At 64.7% G+C, this 15356-nt stretch carries 17 protein-coding genes; 11 read left to right on the top strand and 6 right to left on the bottom strand.

Going from position 1 to position 15356, the window contains the following annotated elements:
* Positions 1-61: 61 nt before the first annotated feature.
* A complete protein-coding gene (locus BGI01S_RS21710) occupies positions 62-331 on the bottom strand; it encodes a DUF4148 domain-containing protein (protein WP_042328078.1) in 270 nt (89 codons plus the stop codon).
* A gap of 305 nt (positions 332-636) precedes the next feature.
* Between BGI01S_RS21710 and BGI01S_RS21705 the strand changes: the two genes are divergently transcribed.
* The 3 genes from BGI01S_RS21705 (at position 637) to BGI01S_RS21695 (ending at position 2875) form a co-directional block, all read left to right on the top strand.
* The gene (locus BGI01S_RS21705) at positions 637-1362 is read left to right on the top strand and encodes an anti-sigma factor family protein (protein ID WP_042328077.1); all 726 of its coding nucleotides are present in this window, start codon (positions 637-639) and stop codon (positions 1360-1362) included.
* A gap of 173 nt (positions 1363-1535) precedes the next feature.
* On the top strand, positions 1536-2054 hold the full coding sequence (locus BGI01S_RS21700; RefSeq protein ID WP_042328076.1) for a sigma-70 family RNA polymerase sigma factor: 519 nt from the start codon (positions 1536-1538) through the stop codon (positions 2052-2054).
* Positions 2051-2875, top strand: a complete 825-nt coding sequence (locus BGI01S_RS21695) for an anti-sigma factor family protein (protein WP_042328075.1) — start codon at positions 2051-2053, stop codon at positions 2873-2875. Before BGI01S_RS21700 ends, BGI01S_RS21695 begins: the two co-directional genes overlap by 4 nt.
* 66 nt (positions 2876-2941) lie before the next feature.
* On the opposite strand, the gene BGI01S_RS21690 is transcribed toward BGI01S_RS21695, so the two are convergent.
* Positions 2942-3871, bottom strand: a complete 930-nt coding sequence (locus BGI01S_RS21690; RefSeq protein WP_042328074.1) for an AraC family transcriptional regulator — start codon at positions 3869-3871, stop codon at positions 2942-2944.
* Positions 3872-4100: 229 nt separating this feature from the next.
* On the opposite strand from BGI01S_RS21690, the gene BGI01S_RS21685 reads away from it, so the two are divergent.
* Both BGI01S_RS21685 and BGI01S_RS21680 read left to right on the top strand, forming a co-directional pair.
* On the top strand, positions 4101-5006 hold the full coding sequence (locus BGI01S_RS21685) for an NmrA family NAD(P)-binding protein (protein WP_042328073.1): 906 nt from the start codon (positions 4101-4103) through the stop codon (positions 5004-5006).
* 32 nt (positions 5007-5038) lie between these two features.
* Positions 5039-5242: a hypothetical protein gene (locus BGI01S_RS21680; RefSeq protein WP_042328072.1), complete on the top strand. Its 204-nt coding sequence runs from the start codon at positions 5039-5041 to the stop codon at positions 5240-5242.
* A 206-nt stretch (positions 5243-5448) separates the two neighbouring features.
* Here the strand turns inward: BGI01S_RS21680 and ribA are convergent, their stop codons facing one another.
* Complete coding sequence (gene ribA, locus BGI01S_RS21675) at positions 5449-6099, bottom strand: GTP cyclohydrolase II (RefSeq protein WP_042328071.1); 651 nt, start codon at positions 6097-6099, stop codon at positions 5449-5451.
* 269 nt (positions 6100-6368) lie between these two features.
* Here ribA and BGI01S_RS21670 point away from each other — a divergent pair, with 269 nt between their 5' ends.
* Positions 6369-6812 carry a CBS domain-containing protein gene (locus BGI01S_RS21670; protein WP_042328070.1) on the top strand — a complete coding sequence of 148 codons (444 nt, stop codon included), beginning with the start codon at positions 6369-6371 and terminating at the stop codon, positions 6810-6812.
* A 390-nt stretch (positions 6813-7202) separates the two neighbouring features.
* On the opposite strand, the gene BGI01S_RS21665 is transcribed toward BGI01S_RS21670, so the two are convergent.
* Together BGI01S_RS21665 and BGI01S_RS21660 are read right to left on the bottom strand one after the other, a co-directional pair.
* Complete coding sequence (locus BGI01S_RS21665) at positions 7203-7544, bottom strand: DUF4148 domain-containing protein (RefSeq protein ID WP_042328069.1); 342 nt, start codon at positions 7542-7544, stop codon at positions 7203-7205.
* A gap of 294 nt (positions 7545-7838) precedes the next feature.
* On the bottom strand, positions 7839-8468 hold the full coding sequence (locus BGI01S_RS21660; RefSeq protein WP_042328068.1) for a DNA-3-methyladenine glycosylase: 630 nt from the start codon (positions 8466-8468) through the stop codon (positions 7839-7841).
* A gap of 442 nt (positions 8469-8910) precedes the next feature.
* Between BGI01S_RS21660 and BGI01S_RS21655 the strand changes: the two genes are divergently transcribed.
* The gene (locus BGI01S_RS21655) at positions 8911-9261 is read left to right on the top strand and encodes a BON domain-containing protein (RefSeq protein WP_042328067.1); all 351 of its coding nucleotides are present in this window, start codon (positions 8911-8913) and stop codon (positions 9259-9261) included.
* Between the two features lie 438 nt (positions 9262-9699).
* Entirely contained in the window at positions 9700-10782 is a 1083-nt protein-coding gene (locus tag BGI01S_RS21650; RefSeq protein ID WP_042328066.1) for a calcium:cation antiporter, read from the top strand.
* A gap of 96 nt (positions 10783-10878) precedes the next feature.
* Here BGI01S_RS21650 and BGI01S_RS21645 read toward each other — a convergent pair whose 3' ends face one another.
* On the bottom strand, positions 10879-11772 hold the full coding sequence (locus BGI01S_RS21645; RefSeq protein ID WP_042328065.1) for a LysR substrate-binding domain-containing protein: 894 nt from the start codon (positions 11770-11772) through the stop codon (positions 10879-10881).
* A gap of 597 nt (positions 11773-12369) precedes the next feature.
* Between BGI01S_RS21645 and BGI01S_RS21640 the strand changes: the two genes are divergently transcribed.
* From BGI01S_RS21640 to BGI01S_RS21630, 3 genes are read left to right on the top strand one after another with little or no spacing between them, the layout of a single operon-like run.
* Positions 12370-13464, top strand: a complete 1095-nt coding sequence (locus BGI01S_RS21640; RefSeq protein ID WP_042328064.1) for an ABC transporter substrate-binding protein — start codon at positions 12370-12372, stop codon at positions 13462-13464.
* A 5-nt stretch (positions 13465-13469) separates the two neighbouring features.
* Complete coding sequence (locus tag BGI01S_RS21635; RefSeq protein ID WP_042328116.1) at positions 13470-14438, top strand: ABC transporter permease; 969 nt, start codon at positions 13470-13472, stop codon at positions 14436-14438.
* A complete protein-coding gene (locus BGI01S_RS21630) occupies positions 14435-15337 on the top strand; it encodes an ABC transporter permease (RefSeq protein WP_042328063.1) in 903 nt (300 codons plus the stop codon). The genes BGI01S_RS21635 and BGI01S_RS21630 overlap by 4 nt, the downstream gene beginning before the upstream one ends.
* Positions 15338-15356 lie beyond the last annotated feature (19 nt).

The raw sequence follows: 15356 nt of genomic DNA, 5'->3' as shown, positions 1-15356 counted from the left end.
GGCGATCTATTCCACTCGACGCCGGCGCGCCCGCTCCACTCGCGCGCCGGCTGCCGACACTTCAATTGACGCTGCCTGCCGGCGCGTTGCCGCTGGCGACACTGCTGGCCGCCGCCGCTCGTGCCGCGAGCGCCTCCTTGCGATGCTTGACTTGTTCCACAAAGACCGGATTGACGTCCGGGTACGATGCGTCGGTGATGTAATCGAGACCGTTCTGCTGCGCCTCGATCAGTTCCTGGTACACCTCGGCGCGCGTCTTGCCTTGCGCAAAAACGCTCGACGAAGCAGCCAGAACGACGACGGACAATGCGGCAAATGCGAGCTTCTTCATGATGGACTCCAATGAGTGTTGTGCGGGTTCGCATCAGGGAGAACTACGGCCTGGCGGCTTTTATTCCTGCGTCGACGGCGGGAAAAAAACATCGCTAAAACGCGGAATAAAAGCGGGCTCGCGCGGGTTTGCCCGCTGTTCGGCGACAAGGAAAAAGAATCGGCAATGCGTCGGGACGGCGTGACCAACGCGTGCCCGGCGGCTTTGAAAAGCGGCGCGTGGCAAGCATCGAATCATGCGTGGAATAAACCCGCCTCTGCGTGTGTTCGCCCCTCGATAGCCGCACTCCGACGACCACCGACACCATGACCTCGATCGACGTCCCACCCGACTCGCCGCTTTCCGAAGCCGACATTCAGGCCTACGCCGACGGCACACTGACGCCGGAACGCGCGGCGTTTCTGCGCGACTATCTCGGCCGGGACCCGGCGGAAGCGCGGCGCGTGGCGTTTTACGGCCGACTGAACGCACAGATCCAGCAGGCCTTCCAAACCACCGACGAGCCCGCCGCGAACCAGGTCGACGGATCGCGCCGCGCGCTCGAACGCGCAAAGCCAACCGGCCGCCGACGCAAACTCATCGACACACTCGTCGCGCTCGCGCTGACGGTAGCGGCCGCGAGCGGCTGGCTGGCCGCCACCCAGGTGTCCGCCCAGGCGCTCGACAACGCCGCGGTAATGGCCCTCGCGGAAACCGCCGCGCAGCCGTTTCCGCCCGCATCGCCGACGCGCGCCGACCCGGCCGCGCCCGAACTCGGCGCGATCGGCCTGCGGCTGGTCGAGCGGCGCGCGCTGTCGCTCGGCCCGTTCCAGCGCGCCAGCGAGTTCATCTACCTGAACGGCGACAACCAGCCGGTGGTGGTCATGTCGACACTCGCGCTGCTCGCGCCGGCGCAGCCGCAGTGGGCCGCGCGCCGCATCGGCGAGATCCGGTTGCTGACCTGGACCGCGCAGCGCCAGCGCTTCGTGGTGGCGGGCGACGCCCGTACCCATGGACTGATGCGCGCCGCCGACGCGATGACGGCGCGATAACCGCGCGATGACGTCCACCACTCGATAACTTTCACGTGCAGCTGCGGAATAAAATGGCCGCACCCGTGTTTGCCATTCGAATGCGCGTGGCGGGCGAACCAGCAACCCAACCGGCGGCCCTCGCCCAATGCCAGCGCCCAGCCCTTTCGCGGGGCTCACCATCGGGATCGAAAATGGATGTGCGTGACGAGTTGATGGAGCATGTGCCGCGTTTGCGGCGCTATGCGCGAGCGCTGATCAACAATCGCGATCTCGCCGACGACCTCGTGCAGGACACGCTCGAACGCGCGCTCGGCCGCACCGGCATGTTCCAGCCCGGCACCGACCTGCGCGCGTGGCTCTTCACGATCATGCACAACGTGTTCGCGAATCAGGCACGCAAGGCGTCGGCGCGCGCCATCCACGTGGCCGTCGACGACGACAGCGTCGCCGAAAGCGAATTCGCGGTGCCGTCCGAGCAGACCCGCTCGCTAGAAATGCGCGACCTCGACTACGCGCTGCAGCGTCTGCCGATGGAGCAGCGCGAAGTCGTGCTGCTGGTGGGTCTGGAGGAAATGAGCTATGCCGACGTGGCGCTCGCGCTGAACATCCCGATCGGCACGGTGATGTCGCGGTTGTCGCGCGGACGCGAGCGGCTGCGGGCGTTGATGGCGGGCACGCAGCCCGGTGCGAAATTACAGGTGGTGCGATGAGCGACCAGCAAATGCCGATCGGCGAAGAAGACCTGCACGCGTACGTGGACGGCACGCTGTCCGACGAACGCCGTGTGGACGTGGAGCGCGCGCTCGAACAGAACCCCGAGCTGGCCGCGCGCGTCAGCGATTATTTTTCGCTGAACAACATGTTCCATGAGCGCTATGACCGAGTGCTCAGCGAGCCGGTGCCGACGCGCCTGAAGGCGGCCGCGCCGCGTCGCTCGCGCATCGCCGCCAACTGGCCGCAGTTCGCGGGGATGGCGGCGGCGCTGGTGCTGGGCATCGGTATCGGCGTCGGTTCGCACATGGGGCAGGACGTCGCCGGGCCGCTCGCGGTGGGTCATTCGGACACGCGGCCGGTGAGCGCGGACGGCGCCGAAACGTTCGCGCGGCAAGCCGCGCTCGCGCACGTGGTCTATATGCCGGCCATCGACCGCCCGAGCGAGATGAGCGCCGATCACGAACAGGATTTCGTGCAGTGGCTCGCCAACAAGCTCGGCACCAACGTGCATCCGCCGGTGCTGTCGAAGAGCGGCTTCAATCTCTCCGGCGGCCGCCTGTTGCCCGGCGCCGACGGACCCACCGCGCAGTTCATGTATCGCGGGCCGAACGGCGAGCGCGTCACGTTGTGCATCTCGCATCGTCAGGTGAACTCGAACACCACCGCGTTCCAGTTGTATCAGTCGGGGCCGGTGAACGTGTTTTACTGGGTCGACGGCGACTTCGGTTATGCGGTGTCGGGCGGGATCGATCGCGCTCAGCTGTTGCAGCTGTCGCACGATGTGTACTCGCAGTTGACGGGCGCCGCGCCGGGTTGAGCCCGATGTTCGCGGCGCGCATGGCGCTGCGTTGCGCGACGTGAGGTGACGTAGCGCGCCGCGTAACTAGCTTTCGACGCCGCGGTCACGTTCCGACGACACGGCACTCGTCACGTCGCGCGGCCGTGCGAGCAGCAGTTCGCGCGGCGTGACACCCAGCAGGCGCCCCATCCAGTGCGCCATATGACTCTGATGCGCGAAGCCGCAATCCAGCGCAATCCGGCTCGCGTTGAGCCGCCCCTCCAGCAACAACGTTCGCGCGCGTTCCACCCGCCGCTGCACCACGTACCGATGCACCGGCATGCCGAGCGTTTCGCGAAACAGCACCTTGAAATGCGGCACGCTCAGATCGGCTAGCGCGGCCAGTTCGCTCAGCGTGAGACGCTGGTCCAGATGCCCGTCGATAAACTCGATCACCCGCGCGGCCGTCCTCGGTGCCAGCGTGCGCCGTTTGTCGTCGAGCGACGGCGCGCCGCCGATCAGGCGCACCACCATCGCGGTACCCAGGCTCTCGGCGTACAGCGGATCGGATGCGTCGTCCGCTTCGAGCTCCGCGCGCAATGCCCACGCGAGATGCTGGAAGCGCGGGTCGCGCATCTGGAACCTCGGCCGCAGTTGCGCGTCCGCAGACTTCAAGGCCAATTGCTCGACAGTCCGCCGCAAAAATTCATCGCCGATCCAGACGCTGAAAATCGTGCACGCGGCGTCGTCGCTCCATTGGCCGTCGAGTCCGGCGGGGATCACATCGGCATCGCCGTGTGCCTGAATTCGCGTGTGACGGCGTTCGTTGCACAGGCAGCGCGCCCGGACCGGCGCGCCGACATGCACGCCCACCCGATGATGCTTGAACGCCGGTATCCGGTGAAGGCCCGCCGACACGTTGACCAGTTCCGCGCCGAAGCCCTGCCAGCCGAGCGATTGGCTGGAGAGCAAGGCGATGCGCGAGCCTGAGTGCGGTGGCGGTTGCAGTTGCGATAGGGGTGTCGCGGCGTTCATGGCGTCCCTCGTGGATGGCAGCACAACGTACGTGCATTGTGCGGCGTTTTCCGCGCGCGCGCCTGGCGCTACGAGATTCGGTGCCTGCGTGGCATGTGGCGTGTTGCGCATGACGCGTCGTGAAAAAACCGTCATCCGAATCTGCGCGAATCCATCCTTGCCTGCGCGCCGGCCGAACGCCGCGTCCCTATGATCACGACATACCGACCGATCCTTCGAGGAGCGCAACGTGTTCGTAATTTTTGGAGCAGCCGGCCCCGTGGGCCGAATGAGCGCGACGGTCCTGCGTCGCGCGGGCCGTGAAGTGCGCGCGGTGGTCCGCCACGTAGAACAAGGGGCGCCGCTCGCTGCGATCGGCTGCGAAATTGCCGTCGCCGATCTGAACGACGCGGCGTCGCTGGTGCGCGCGCTCGATGATGCGCATGCCGTGCAGATGCTGTGTCCGGTCCCACGTGCGCATGACGATCCCGCGGCGGCGATGCGGCAGACGATCGATGCGAGCGTCGCAGCCCTGCGTGCCGCGCGGCCGCCACACGTGCTCGCGCTCTCCGACTACGGCGCGGAACATCCGCACGGCACCGGCATCACGACGCTGTTCCACTACCTCGAAACGCAGTTGCGCGGCATCGACGCGCAACTGACGTTTCTGCGCGCCGCCGAGCACATGCACAAGTGGGCGCGCGTGTTGCCGATGGCGCTCGCCAAAGGCGTGCTGCCGAGTCTGCATCATCCGCTGGACAAACTGTTCCCGACCGTCGCCGCGGAGGATGTGGGTTCGCTCGCCGCCGAACTGCTGCTCGACGACAGTCGCGCGCAAGCGTCACCGCGTGTCGTGAGCGTGGAAAGCGATCGGCGCGTCAGTGCGCTGGACGTGGCGCGCACGCTCGCCGAAGTGGCGGGCCGGCCGGTCGTCGCGCATGAAGTGCCACGGGATGAATGGACCGTTGTGCTTCGGCATGCCGGGCTCGGCGAACTGCACACGCGTTTGATCGTCGATCTGTACGACGCGCATAACGCGGGCCGCATCGACGTCGAAGCGCATGTCAGCGAGCGGCGCTTTGGCGCGACATCGCTAGCTCAGGCGTTGGCGGCGCTGTTGACGCGCGTGAGCGACGCTGCGGCGAACGCTCGCTGATCGGACATTGCCATTGAAGAAGGAGAGACAGAATGCAAACCTGCCCTTTGCTGCGTGCCTCGTTGCGGGACGAATCGCGCGAGACGGCTCGCCGCGTTTCGTCGACGGGTGTGAATGCCCGCGCCCACGGTGGGCTGGCGATGGCGGCGACGCTTCTGGGTTGGCTCGGCTGGCGCGCGTTGCAAGACCTGCTCAACGCGATTCCCGACAGCAATGACGATTTCGGTCTGTTCTGATGCGCACGGGCGCGATGCCGAGAAGCTGCGCTACTGCACTATCGCGATTGGGCGACGCAACGCAAATGCAAACTCAAACACCAACACAGCGCGCCCGGAGCCTGCCCCACTCCACTGCCTTGCACTGACCCGCGCAACATCTCGACGAATCCGCCGCTACAACGCCGGCCGCCGTTCCCGAACGGCAAGCGGCCCACGCGCGGCGCTTATTCGTTCTCGTCGAAGTAATGACCGAACTTGAGCTGCTTGGTGCGGATATAGCGCTCGTTTTCCTCGCGCATCGGGATCGCCAGCGCGACCCGCTCGCACACCGGGATGCCGTGCTTGGACAGCGTGTCGAATTTCTCCGGGTTGTTGCTCATCAGGCGCACCGACGTGACTTTCAGCGTGCGCAGAATGCCTGCGGCGGAATCGTATTCGCGTGAATCGTCCGGCAAGCCGAGATCGAGATTAGCCTCCACGGTATCGCGCCCCTGCTCCTGCAGCGCATACGCGCGAATCTTGTTCGACAGACCGATGCCGCGCCCTTCATGGCCGCGCAGATACAGCAGCACGCCGCAGCCTTCGGCCGCGATGTAGCGCAACGCGAGGTCGAGCTGCTCGCCGCAATCGCAACGATACGAGCCGAGCACATCGCCCGTCAGGCACTCCGAATGCAGGCGCGTCAACACCGACGACTGGTTGGCGACATCGCCCATCACGAGCGCGAGATGTTCGGCGCCGCTTTCGCACACGCGAAACACGTACGAGGTGAACGTGCCGTAGCGCGTGGGAAGCGTGGCGGTGGCGTCGAGAACGACGCACTCGCCGTTGATGGCGCCGTCTGCTGCGGGCGATGGATCGTGAGACGTGAGCATGGCGTTGGACAGTATTGCTGACATGAACCCGATCAAACCGGGGATAAAGGTTGGACTGGGAGTTTACCGCTAATCCGCGCGGCGCACCCGTATGTCCCTGCGCGGTGCAAGGAGCGTAGGGGCGCGGCGGCGCTACCCGAATTGAACGCGCGACGCGCCCCAGGTATTCCCGGAGTACCGCGCCGCCGCGCCGCGCCTATACTGGAATGGCCTGTCCCTCACGACAGCGCGCCGCACCGGCGTGCTGCATTGCGAAACGGAGCCGCTCCATGACAAGCGTTGCCCAGCTTCTTAAAACGAAACCGAACAACACCGGCGTCTTCACGATCGGCGTCGACGATTCCGTCTACGAGGCGATCCGACTGATGGCCGAAAAAGGCATCGGCGCACTGGTCGTGACGGACGGCGACAGCATCGCCGGGATCATCACGGAGCGCGACTATGCGCGCAAGGTAGTGCTGATGGACCGTTCGTCGAAGGCCACGCCGGTGCGCGACATCATGAGCAAGGCGGTGCGCTTCGTGCGCCCCGATCAGACTACCGACGACTGCATGGCCCTGATGACCGAGCGGCGTATGCGCCATCTGCCGGTGATCGAGAATGACCGGCTGGTCGGTATGGTATCGATCGGCGATCTGGTGAAGAACATCATCGCCGAACAGCAGTTCACCATTCAGCAACTCGAGTTCTATATTCACGGCGAACGTCCTTGATGCACGCCGCATGATGAACGCCGCGACACAGGACGCGCCATTTCGCGCGGTGTAGAGATCGCAAAAAAAGCCCAATCGTCGAAACGGTTGGGCGAAGCTACCTTGCGGCAGCGGAGGTTCTTTGAACTGGGAACGCGCCGCGCGGGTTGTGTGATGCAGGTGCGCGCGCGGCGCTGGGGGTGAAGATCGCGAGGCGTTGAATCACTCGCGATGACGGGCGCGCCATGAAACCTTGAGTCTCGACGGCACGCACGCTTCTGTTACGTCAACTTTCCTGCCTGCCGACGGGGAACGCAGTTAGTGCAGTTCCTCGCGCGCCCTGCTTCGGTCGGCGGAGGACCGTACCGCCGGCCTCCGCCCCGATGCGACTACGTCGGCTTGGTTGCCAACTCAGTTGCCGAAATAGACCGATTTCGGACCGGTCGTCGGCTGGAGCATGCCGCCCGCCTGTGACGAACCGCTCATCGGCGCGCCGTAACCGCTGGTATCGGCGACCGGCTGGGTTTGCGCGACAGCGGGGTTCTGCGCCTGCACGCGGCTTTCGGCCGCCTGGATATTGGCGGGATAGTTCGTGTCGTTAGTCGTGGCCGGGCTGTAGCCCGCGCCTTCCAACTGGACCAATTCGTTACGGACATCCGCGCGGGTCACCGGCTGCTGGCTCGCCTGAGCAAACGAAGCGACCGGGGCGGCGAGAACGGCTGCAATGGCAACTGCCTTGATGAGCGATTTCATGATGACTACCTCCAGACTTGATTTTATTTGCGTCGCTTTTCACACCATGCGAGAAGCGAGTGAATTCAGTCTAGTCATCAGATGCGCGAGGGAAAACCCTTAATTTCGAGATAAATAATTGCTAGATTCGCAAGAAATCTCCGGGGATTGCCGCAGGATGCGATTTACATTTCCAGATTGCGGTAATAATTGTCGGAGTCGTAAGGCGATGTGTCTGATGTTTCAAAATATCGTCTGATCTGAGCGGGTTTTGCCGCAAAGGCCACGTGCTGGCAGTCGAATTTACGCACACCGTCATGCGCGAGAATGCGGCATCAGTAGCAGCTTGCGCGGCCCGCTGACGAACGCACTGCCCGGCTCGAAAAAGCGTAGCGGCCGATCCATCTCGCGCGACAGACCGATGCGCGTCGTGACTCCAATCGACGCGGCCTCTCTCTCGATCACGCCGATCCACAAACCGCGTCCCGTGCAAAGATCGCGGCCGTCGAACGCCGCGCCGATGCCGAGCGCCATCGTAAGGCGGCCGGGCCCGCGCGCGAGATCCCGCAACGGCACGCCGGGGCGCCGCGCTTCCATCAACGGGAGCCCTTCGAGCGGCTCGATCGCGCGAAACAGAATACCGGCGCCGGTCTCTTGTGCTTCGGCTGACATGTTGAGCATGTACGACAGCCCATAGGTGAGCCGCACATAAGCGTGGCCAGGCGCGAGAAACATCGAACCGTTATGCGGACGACGGCCGATAAACGCATGGCTGGTCGAATCGCCGACGGGATACGCTTCGGTCTCGACGATCCGTCCGCTGACGCGCCCTTCCGGCAAATCGTGCACGAGGTATTTGCCGATCATGAAGCGCGCGAGTTCGATCGTATCGACTGGTAAATCGTCGCGTTGCAAAGGCCGGATAGGAAGCAATTCGTTTCGCATAAATTCAGTCCTGTTCCGACGTTCGCCGGATAAACCCTTAAAGCAGTACAAAGCGGCCACGCGTTATTCCCACTGTTTGGGATTACCCCAATGGCAATTGAAGAGAATAGCGAAATCAGAAGAAAAACCGGTCCGGCAATAACCGGAAAACGCAGTCGATCCACTCCAGCCGGCTTAATCGTTGTAGCAAAGCCTCATTTAGGGATAGCCTGGCATTCAACATGGCACTAATTGCGGTATCGTTCTGTCCGGCCTCTCGCACGGCCTCTACGCAGCCGTCTGCCGGTGCATCCGCGTTTCAGCACGCGCGCTTCGGCATACAGGTTGAAGCGTCCGCACGGCTTGCTGTTCGTTCCATTCAGATTTGATCCCGAATTACTCGTTGGTGTAGCAAACCGTCCCATCCGGGGACTGCGTACTTATGACAATAGGAGAAAGTTGAATGAAAGCATTTCCGGCAATCAAGATGATCGGCGGTGCGCTGATCGTTCTGGCGTCCATCAATGCCTATGCGCAAGCCAGCGATGCCGCCGCGCCGGCAGCATCCGCGCCGACCGCCAAGCAGGTGAAGCAGGCCAACCGCGCGCTGAGCCGCAAAGTGCGCGCGACGCTGTCGAAGACGAAGGGCCTGAGCGTGGCGAACATCACCGTGCGCGCGCGCGGCGGTGACGTGACGCTGGCCGGTTCGGTGCCGGAACAGGCGCAAATCGACATCGCGACGCAAGCTGCGCAAGGCGTGGCCGGCGTGACCTCGGTCAAGAATGCGCTGACGATTCGTGCTCAAGGGCAATAATCGCGTCAACTTGCTGTAAAAGAAACAAGCGGGCGCCGGTGTCCTTTCGCTGGGCATTGGCGCCCTGCCGGGTTGAACGTGTTTCGTCCGGTGTGGTGTCTGCGATTCCTCTGGCACGCACTCGTACCGTCCGCGGAATCGCCGCACATCCCGATGCCTTCCCACGCAGTTCTGCGTAAGAAAATCCTGCTAAAAGAGAGAGTCGCCGTTTGCCTCGCGCCGGAGCAGACTGAGTGAGCCCGACCGGCGCCGCGCGGCTTTTTGCACGCCGGCGCTCGTCACACAATAAAGCCGACCGGCACAGATTATCTTTTATAATTTAACACGTTAGGTCGCTTTATTGATGCTTTGGTTTAGCATTGCGCCCAGCTTCGACACCGGGCGATCCATATCGCCCGAGTCATGCCCCGTCATGAATTCGCATTAAAGGACGCACGAATGACCACTCCCTCGCCCGTTTTGCCCCGCTGGACCATTGCCGCACCCTTCGTCGCGTGGATCGTGCTCGGCGTCGCCTATGCGCTGCCGGGCAACGCGCTGCTGCTCGCGCTCGTCGGCGTGGCACTGTGCGCGGCGGTCTTCACCGCGGTGCATCACGCGGAAGTGGTCGCGCATCGGGTCGGCGAACCGTTCGGCACGCTGGTGCTGGCGGTGGCCGTCACCGTGATCGAGGTGGCGCTGATCGTGTCGGTGATGCTGACCTCCGGTCCCGAAAAAGCCGGCCTGGCGCGCGACACCGTGTTCGCCGCGGTGATGATCGTGTGTAACGGGATCGTCGGCATCTGTCTGCTGGTGGGCGGTATTCGCCATCGGGAGCAGGACTTTCAGAGCCGTGGCGCGGCGGCGGCGCTGGCGGTGCTCGCGTCGTTGTCCGTGCTGACGCTGGTCATGCCGAACTACACGACCACCAGCGTCGGCCCGATCCTGTCGTCGTCGCAACTGGCGTTCGCCGGGGTTTCCTCGCTGGTGCTGTATTGCGTGTTCGTGTTCGTGCAGACCGTGCGCCATCGCGACTACTTCCTCGCCGGCGTGCCCGACGAAGACGTCCACGCCGCGCCGCCGAGCGTCGGCCTCGCGCTCGCGAGCGGCGGTCTGCTGCTGGTATGCCTCGTCGCCGTGGTGCTGCTGGCGAAGGTGCTGTCGCCGGTCGTCGAAACGGCTGTGCAGAACGCGGGGGCGCCGCCAGCCGTGGTGGGGATCATCATTGCGGCGCTGGTGCTGTTGCCCGAGGGTCTCGCCGCCGTGCGCGCGGCGCGCACCGACCGTTTGCAGAACAGCCTGAATCTCGCGCTCGGTTCGGCGCTGGCCAGCATCGGGCTGACCATTCCGACCGTCGCCGGCGTGTTTCTGTTCACCGGCCAGCCGCTCGTGCTCGGCATCACCGGCAAGGAGACCGTGTTGCTCGCGCTGACGCTGGTGGTCGGCACGCTCACGCTGAGCACGGGTCGCACGACGATTCTGCAAGGCGCCGTGCATTTGTCGCTGTTCGCGGCGTATCTGTTTCTGTCGTTCGCGCCTTGAGGTTTGCGGCACGCGCAATGGCAAACGGCCCAAGGCGCCGGCAGGCGGCCCGGCGAGCCTCCCCCGTTCCGCACGCGACGTGAACCACGAGCGGCCCTACTGCTCCCAATGCGCGGCGATCCAGTCACGGAACAGATTCAGCTTCTGCTGATGCGCGACTGAGTCCGGATACACGAAGTAGTAACGCCAGCCGGTCTTGAGCACCGTATCGAACGGACGCACGAGGCGCCGCGCCGCGACGTCCTCGTCGATCAGCGCGAGATCGCTGATCGCAATCCCGAAGCCCTGCAACGCGGCGTTGGTCGCCATGTCGAGCGTGTCGAAACTCGGGCCGTGCTCGGCGTCGATCGCGGTGGCATGCGCGGCATCCACCTCGGCCACCTTCGCAAGCCACATCTTCCAGTCGCGATGATCGCGCGTCGGATGCAGCAGCGTGTGGCGCGCGAGATCCGCCACTTCCGCGAGCGGCTTGTCCTTCAGCAGATCGGGCGCGCAGACCGGCGTCAGACGCTCCTCGAACAGCGGCACCGCCTGCACGTCCGCACCGGGTGACGACGCATAGATGATCGCGGCGTCGAACGGCTCGCTCTGGAAATCGACGTCGTGCTGCCAGGTCGTGGTGATTTGCACGTGCAGATCGGGATACTCGGCCTGGAAGCGCATGATTTTCGGCAGCATCCAGCGCATCACGCAGGTCGGCACCTTCAGCGCGAGATCGGTGCGTTGGCGCGTGAGGCGCAGCGAAATTTCCTCGATACGCGCGAAGCTCTCCTTGACGGCCGGCAGCAGCATTTCGCCTTCGGCGGTGAGCGTCAGCCCCTTCGCGTGACGTTTGAAGAGCGGGAACTTGTAGTAGTCCTCGAGCGCGATGATCTGCCGGCTGACCGCGCCTTGCGTGAGGCACAGATGGTCGGCGGCGCGGGTGAAGCTGCGGTGGCGCGCGACGGTTTCGAAAATTTGCAGCGCGTTGAGCGGCGGGAGTCGTCGCATCGTGGTTTCCGGATCAGAAAAAGTCATTGCGCGGACGGCGAAGCTTGCTCGCCGCCTCGCCCGCGAAGCCCACAGGATACGCGATCGATCATCGCCGCACGAGAGTGCCGACGCGGCAGCCCGCATGCGTTCGGCTCATGCGGGCCTCGACGGACGCGTGCGCTTGGCATTTTCTGCACCGTCACAGGGCACGGCGTAGCTGCGAGCGCACCAGAACCGAGCTTTCCTCATACCTCCGGGCGTGTTGGGTTGGCCTCGCAATCATGGACGTTAACCCGCATGCGCCGCTGCCTAGGCGCCGCCAGCAGTTGATCCTCTACCGCCATACCGCTTACGCGAGGGCGTGTGCATGAGCTTACGTCATACCGCCCATGCGCATATTTCGTTTGGCGAGGGATTTTGGCAAACCTACAGTGCATCCACACACGACGCCCCCGGCAACCGGCACTCGCCGCCTCGTGTGCGAACGGGCAGGAAGCAGGCGAAGAGTAGGCAAAGAGCACACAGCGCAGCACCGAACCACGCAACTGAAAAATGCAGCGGCAGCGGTCACAGCGGATATCAGCAGGCAACAGGCGTTCAACACAGGAGACCGCCATGCAAGAGATCAAACGGGGTAGAAGGCAGGCCATCAAGACGCTCGGCGCCGCGCTCGCGGCGTCCACGCTGCCGATGCCGTTCGTCAAGCTGAGAGCCGCGGAACAAAACTTCAGCGGCAAGACGCTGCGCCTGCTGACCTGGTCGGACGACACCGGCGCGGCCGCTCTGCGCAATATCGCCGCCACGTTCACCGCGAAGACCGGCGCGAAGGTGATCGCCGATCGTGCCGACGGCACCTCCGGCATGGTCGCCAAGGTCAAGGCCGCGGGCGACCGTCCCACCTACGACGTGATCACGCTCGCCGGCGTCGGCGCGGCGGGTCTCGGCGACGCCGGTCTGCTGATGAAACCCGATCTCGACAAGCTGCCGAACCTGAAGGAAGTCGCGCCGCAATATCGCACCGGCGCGAACGGCTTCGGCGTCGGCTATCTGCTGTGGTCGGACGGTTTGATCTACAACACCGCGACGGTCAAGAGCGCGCCGACGTCGTATGAGGCGCTGTGGGATCCGAAATACGCGGGCCGCGTGTTCCTGCCGCCGCCCGAATGGGCCGAAGCGGTCGATCTCGCGATCATCGCCGCGAAGATGAACGGCGGCTCGCAACAGAACATCGAGCCCGGCTTCAAAAAGCTGATGCAGTTGAAAGACCACGTGATGACGCTCGGCGAGAACCCGAACCAGATAGCCGATCTGTTTCGAACCGGTTCGCTCGATATCGGCGGCATCTATTCGCCGGCCTTCTTCCCCGACCAGATCCGCAAGCCCGAGTACAAGATGGGCGTGACCTACGGCATGAAGGAAGGCTTCGCGACCCAGCTGATGTTCACGGTGATCCCCAAATCTCATCCGGGCGACAGCGATCTGATCCACGCGTTCATCAATCACTCACTCGACGCGGGCGTGCAAGGCCGCATGGCCGCCGACGTGCTGAACGGCCCGGTCAATTCGAAAGCGGTGATTCCTGCCGAAAGCCGCGCGTTTGTGCCGAGCCCACAGCAGATCGCGGAGAAAGCCGTGCTTCACGACGACAAGGCGCTCGCCGCCGTGCAGCCGGCGTGGATCAAGCGCTACACCGAAATTTTCGCGGCCTGATGCCGATGCTCGCGCGCTTTTCGCGGCGGGCCGCGTTGACGCCGGACGGGGCGTCGGGCTCGACCTCGGCGCCCACGCCCGATGCCGCGTCCGGCGCGCCGGATCAACCCGCCGGCACCGCGCTGGCGAGAGCGCGTCCGTGGCTGCTGCTCGCGCCGATCCTGCTGTTTCTCGCTGTGCTCGGCGCGGCGGCGCTCGTCGTATTGCGCATGAGCTTCGGCACGCAAGGCGACGAATGGCGCGGCTTCACGCTGCAAAACTACGCGGACCTGCTCGACGGCTACTTCATGAAGTCGTTGTGGCTCACGTTGCGGCTCGCGTTCCAGAGCATGATCTGTGCGGTTCTGCTGGCGATTCCCGTCGCGCTCGCGATGGCGCGCACGAAGTCGCGGCTCGCGCGCCGGCTGCTGCTGGCCGGCGTGCTGCTGCCGCTGCTGGTCAATCTGCTGCTGCAAGGCTATGGCTGGCTGATCATTCTCGGGCCCGCCGGTCTGCTCAATCACGCGCTGCTCGCGAGCGGCCTCGTGCAACGTCCGGTGATGTGGCTGTATCGCGAGCATGGCGTGTTGCTCGGTCTGATTCAGACCGCGTTTCCGCTCGCCGTGCTGCCGCTGTCGAGCGCGATGCGCGCGGTCTCGACCTCTTACGAAGAAGCCGCGGCGACGCTCGGCGCGACGCGCTGGCAAACGCTGCGTCATGTGCTACTGCCGCTGGCGATGCCGGGCCTCGTGTCGGGCGCGCTGCTGGTGTTCGCGTACAACGCCAGCGCGTTCGCCGTGCCGTTGCTGCTCGGCGGACGCCGCGTGCCGATGCTCGCCGTGCTGGTCCACGACCAGGTGGCGCCGTTGCTCAACTGGCCGGCGGCATCCGCGTCGGGCGTCGTATTGATGGTCGCCACGCTCACGGTGATGGCGATTTCGCAGCGCCTCGTGCGCCGTACACAGCGGCTCGCCGCCGGGGAGCCCCACGCATGAGCACGCCGCTTCGAACCTCGCGCCTGCCGCAGCCAGCGCCCCCCTCGCCGCGTTCGCCTCGCCTGCCGCGGCTGTCGAACGCGATGCCCGGCCAGCTCGGCCGCGCCACCGCGCTGCTTGCCGCGATCGTATTGTTGCTCGCCGCGCTGCCCATCCTCACGATGATCGTGATGTCGTTCAGCGCCGCCGACACGCTCGAGTTTCCGCCGCACGCGTTCAGCCTGCACTGGTACCGCGCCGCGTGGCACAGCTTCGTGTCGCCGGATGCGAGCGACTCGCTGTCCATGGGCGCCGCGTTGAGCACGAGCCTGATCGTCGCGTTCTCGACGATGCTGATCGCCACGCTCGTGTCGGTGCCCGCCGCCTACTCGCTGAGCCGCTACCGCTTTCGCGGCAAACCGGCGGTCGAGCAGCTGGTCGCGCTGCCGCTCGTCTATCCGCTGGTGATGCTTGGCCTGTCGCTGCTGCTCGTGTTCAACGTGCTGCCCATCGAGCTTGGCGTGTTCCGCCTGATCATCGCGCATGTGATTCTGGCGCTGCCGTTCACGGTGAAGAATTGCGCGGCGTCGGTCGCGTCCATCGGCCCGGAGTTCGAGGAGGCCGCCTGCGTGATGGGCGCGAGCCCCGGCCGCGCGCTCGTCGACGTGATCCTGCCGCTGATGCGCCCGGGCATTCTCGCCGGCATGCTGTTCGCGTTCATCGTCTCGTTCAACGAGTTCACGGTGACCTTCTTCCTGTACGGCATCGATACGATGACGCTGCCAGTGTGGCTGTACAGCCGCACGGTGTCGTCGCTCGATCCGACCGTGTTCTGTTTCGCCGTCGTCATCGTCGCGATCGACTTCGCGCTGATCTGGCTGCTGGAAAAGCTGATCGGCGACGAAGGAGTCGCACTGTGAACCCGAACGCACGCACGAC

It is taken from the genome of Paraburkholderia ginsengisoli NBRC 100965 (assembly GCF_000739735.1).
GTDB lineage: Bacteria > Pseudomonadota > Gammaproteobacteria > Burkholderiales > Burkholderiaceae > Paraburkholderia > Paraburkholderia ginsengisoli.
This window is presented reverse-complemented; position numbering and strand designations above follow the sequence as displayed.

Excerpts from the sequence above, each read along its gene's own strand:
- BGI01S_RS21705 (WP_042328077.1), top strand. The coding sequence starts at position 637 with ATGACCTCGATCGACGTCCCACCCGACTCGCCGCTTTCCGAAGCCGAC.
- BGI01S_RS21650 (WP_042328066.1), top strand. The coding sequence starts at position 9,700 with ATGACCACTCCCTCGCCCGTTTTGCCCCGCTGGACCATTGCCGCACCC.
- ribA (WP_042328071.1), bottom strand. The coding sequence starts at position 6,099 with ATGCTCACGTCTCACGATCCATCGCCCGCAGCAGACGGCGCCATCAAC.
- BGI01S_RS21680 (WP_042328072.1), top strand. The coding sequence starts at position 5,039 with ATGCAAACCTGCCCTTTGCTGCGTGCCTCGTTGCGGGACGAATCGCGC.
- BGI01S_RS21710 (WP_042328078.1), bottom strand. The coding sequence starts at position 331 with ATGAAGAAGCTCGCATTTGCCGCATTGTCCGTCGTCGTTCTGGCTGCT.
- BGI01S_RS21655 (WP_042328067.1), top strand. The coding sequence starts at position 8,911 with ATGAAAGCATTTCCGGCAATCAAGATGATCGGCGGTGCGCTGATCGTT.
- BGI01S_RS21645 (WP_042328065.1), bottom strand. The coding sequence starts at position 11,772 with ATGCGACGACTCCCGCCGCTCAACGCGCTGCAAATTTTCGAAACCGTC.
- BGI01S_RS21630 (WP_042328063.1), top strand. The coding sequence starts at position 14,435 with ATGAGCACGCCGCTTCGAACCTCGCGCCTGCCGCAGCCAGCGCCCCCC.
- BGI01S_RS21640 (WP_042328064.1), top strand. The coding sequence starts at position 12,370 with ATGCAAGAGATCAAACGGGGTAGAAGGCAGGCCATCAAGACGCTCGGC.
- BGI01S_RS21670 (WP_042328070.1), top strand. The coding sequence starts at position 6,369 with ATGACAAGCGTTGCCCAGCTTCTTAAAACGAAACCGAACAACACCGGC.
- BGI01S_RS21690 (WP_042328074.1), bottom strand. The coding sequence starts at position 3,871 with ATGAACGCCGCGACACCCCTATCGCAACTGCAACCGCCACCGCACTCA.
- BGI01S_RS21700 (WP_042328076.1), top strand. The coding sequence starts at position 1,536 with ATGGATGTGCGTGACGAGTTGATGGAGCATGTGCCGCGTTTGCGGCGC.
- BGI01S_RS21635 (WP_042328116.1), top strand. The coding sequence starts at position 13,470 with ATGCTCGCGCGCTTTTCGCGGCGGGCCGCGTTGACGCCGGACGGGGCG.
- BGI01S_RS21695 (WP_042328075.1), top strand. The coding sequence starts at position 2,051 with ATGAGCGACCAGCAAATGCCGATCGGCGAAGAAGACCTGCACGCGTAC.
- BGI01S_RS21660 (WP_042328068.1), bottom strand. The coding sequence starts at position 8,468 with ATGCGAAACGAATTGCTTCCTATCCGGCCTTTGCAACGCGACGATTTA.
- BGI01S_RS21665 (WP_042328069.1), bottom strand. The coding sequence starts at position 7,544 with ATGAAATCGCTCATCAAGGCAGTTGCCATTGCAGCCGTTCTCGCCGCC.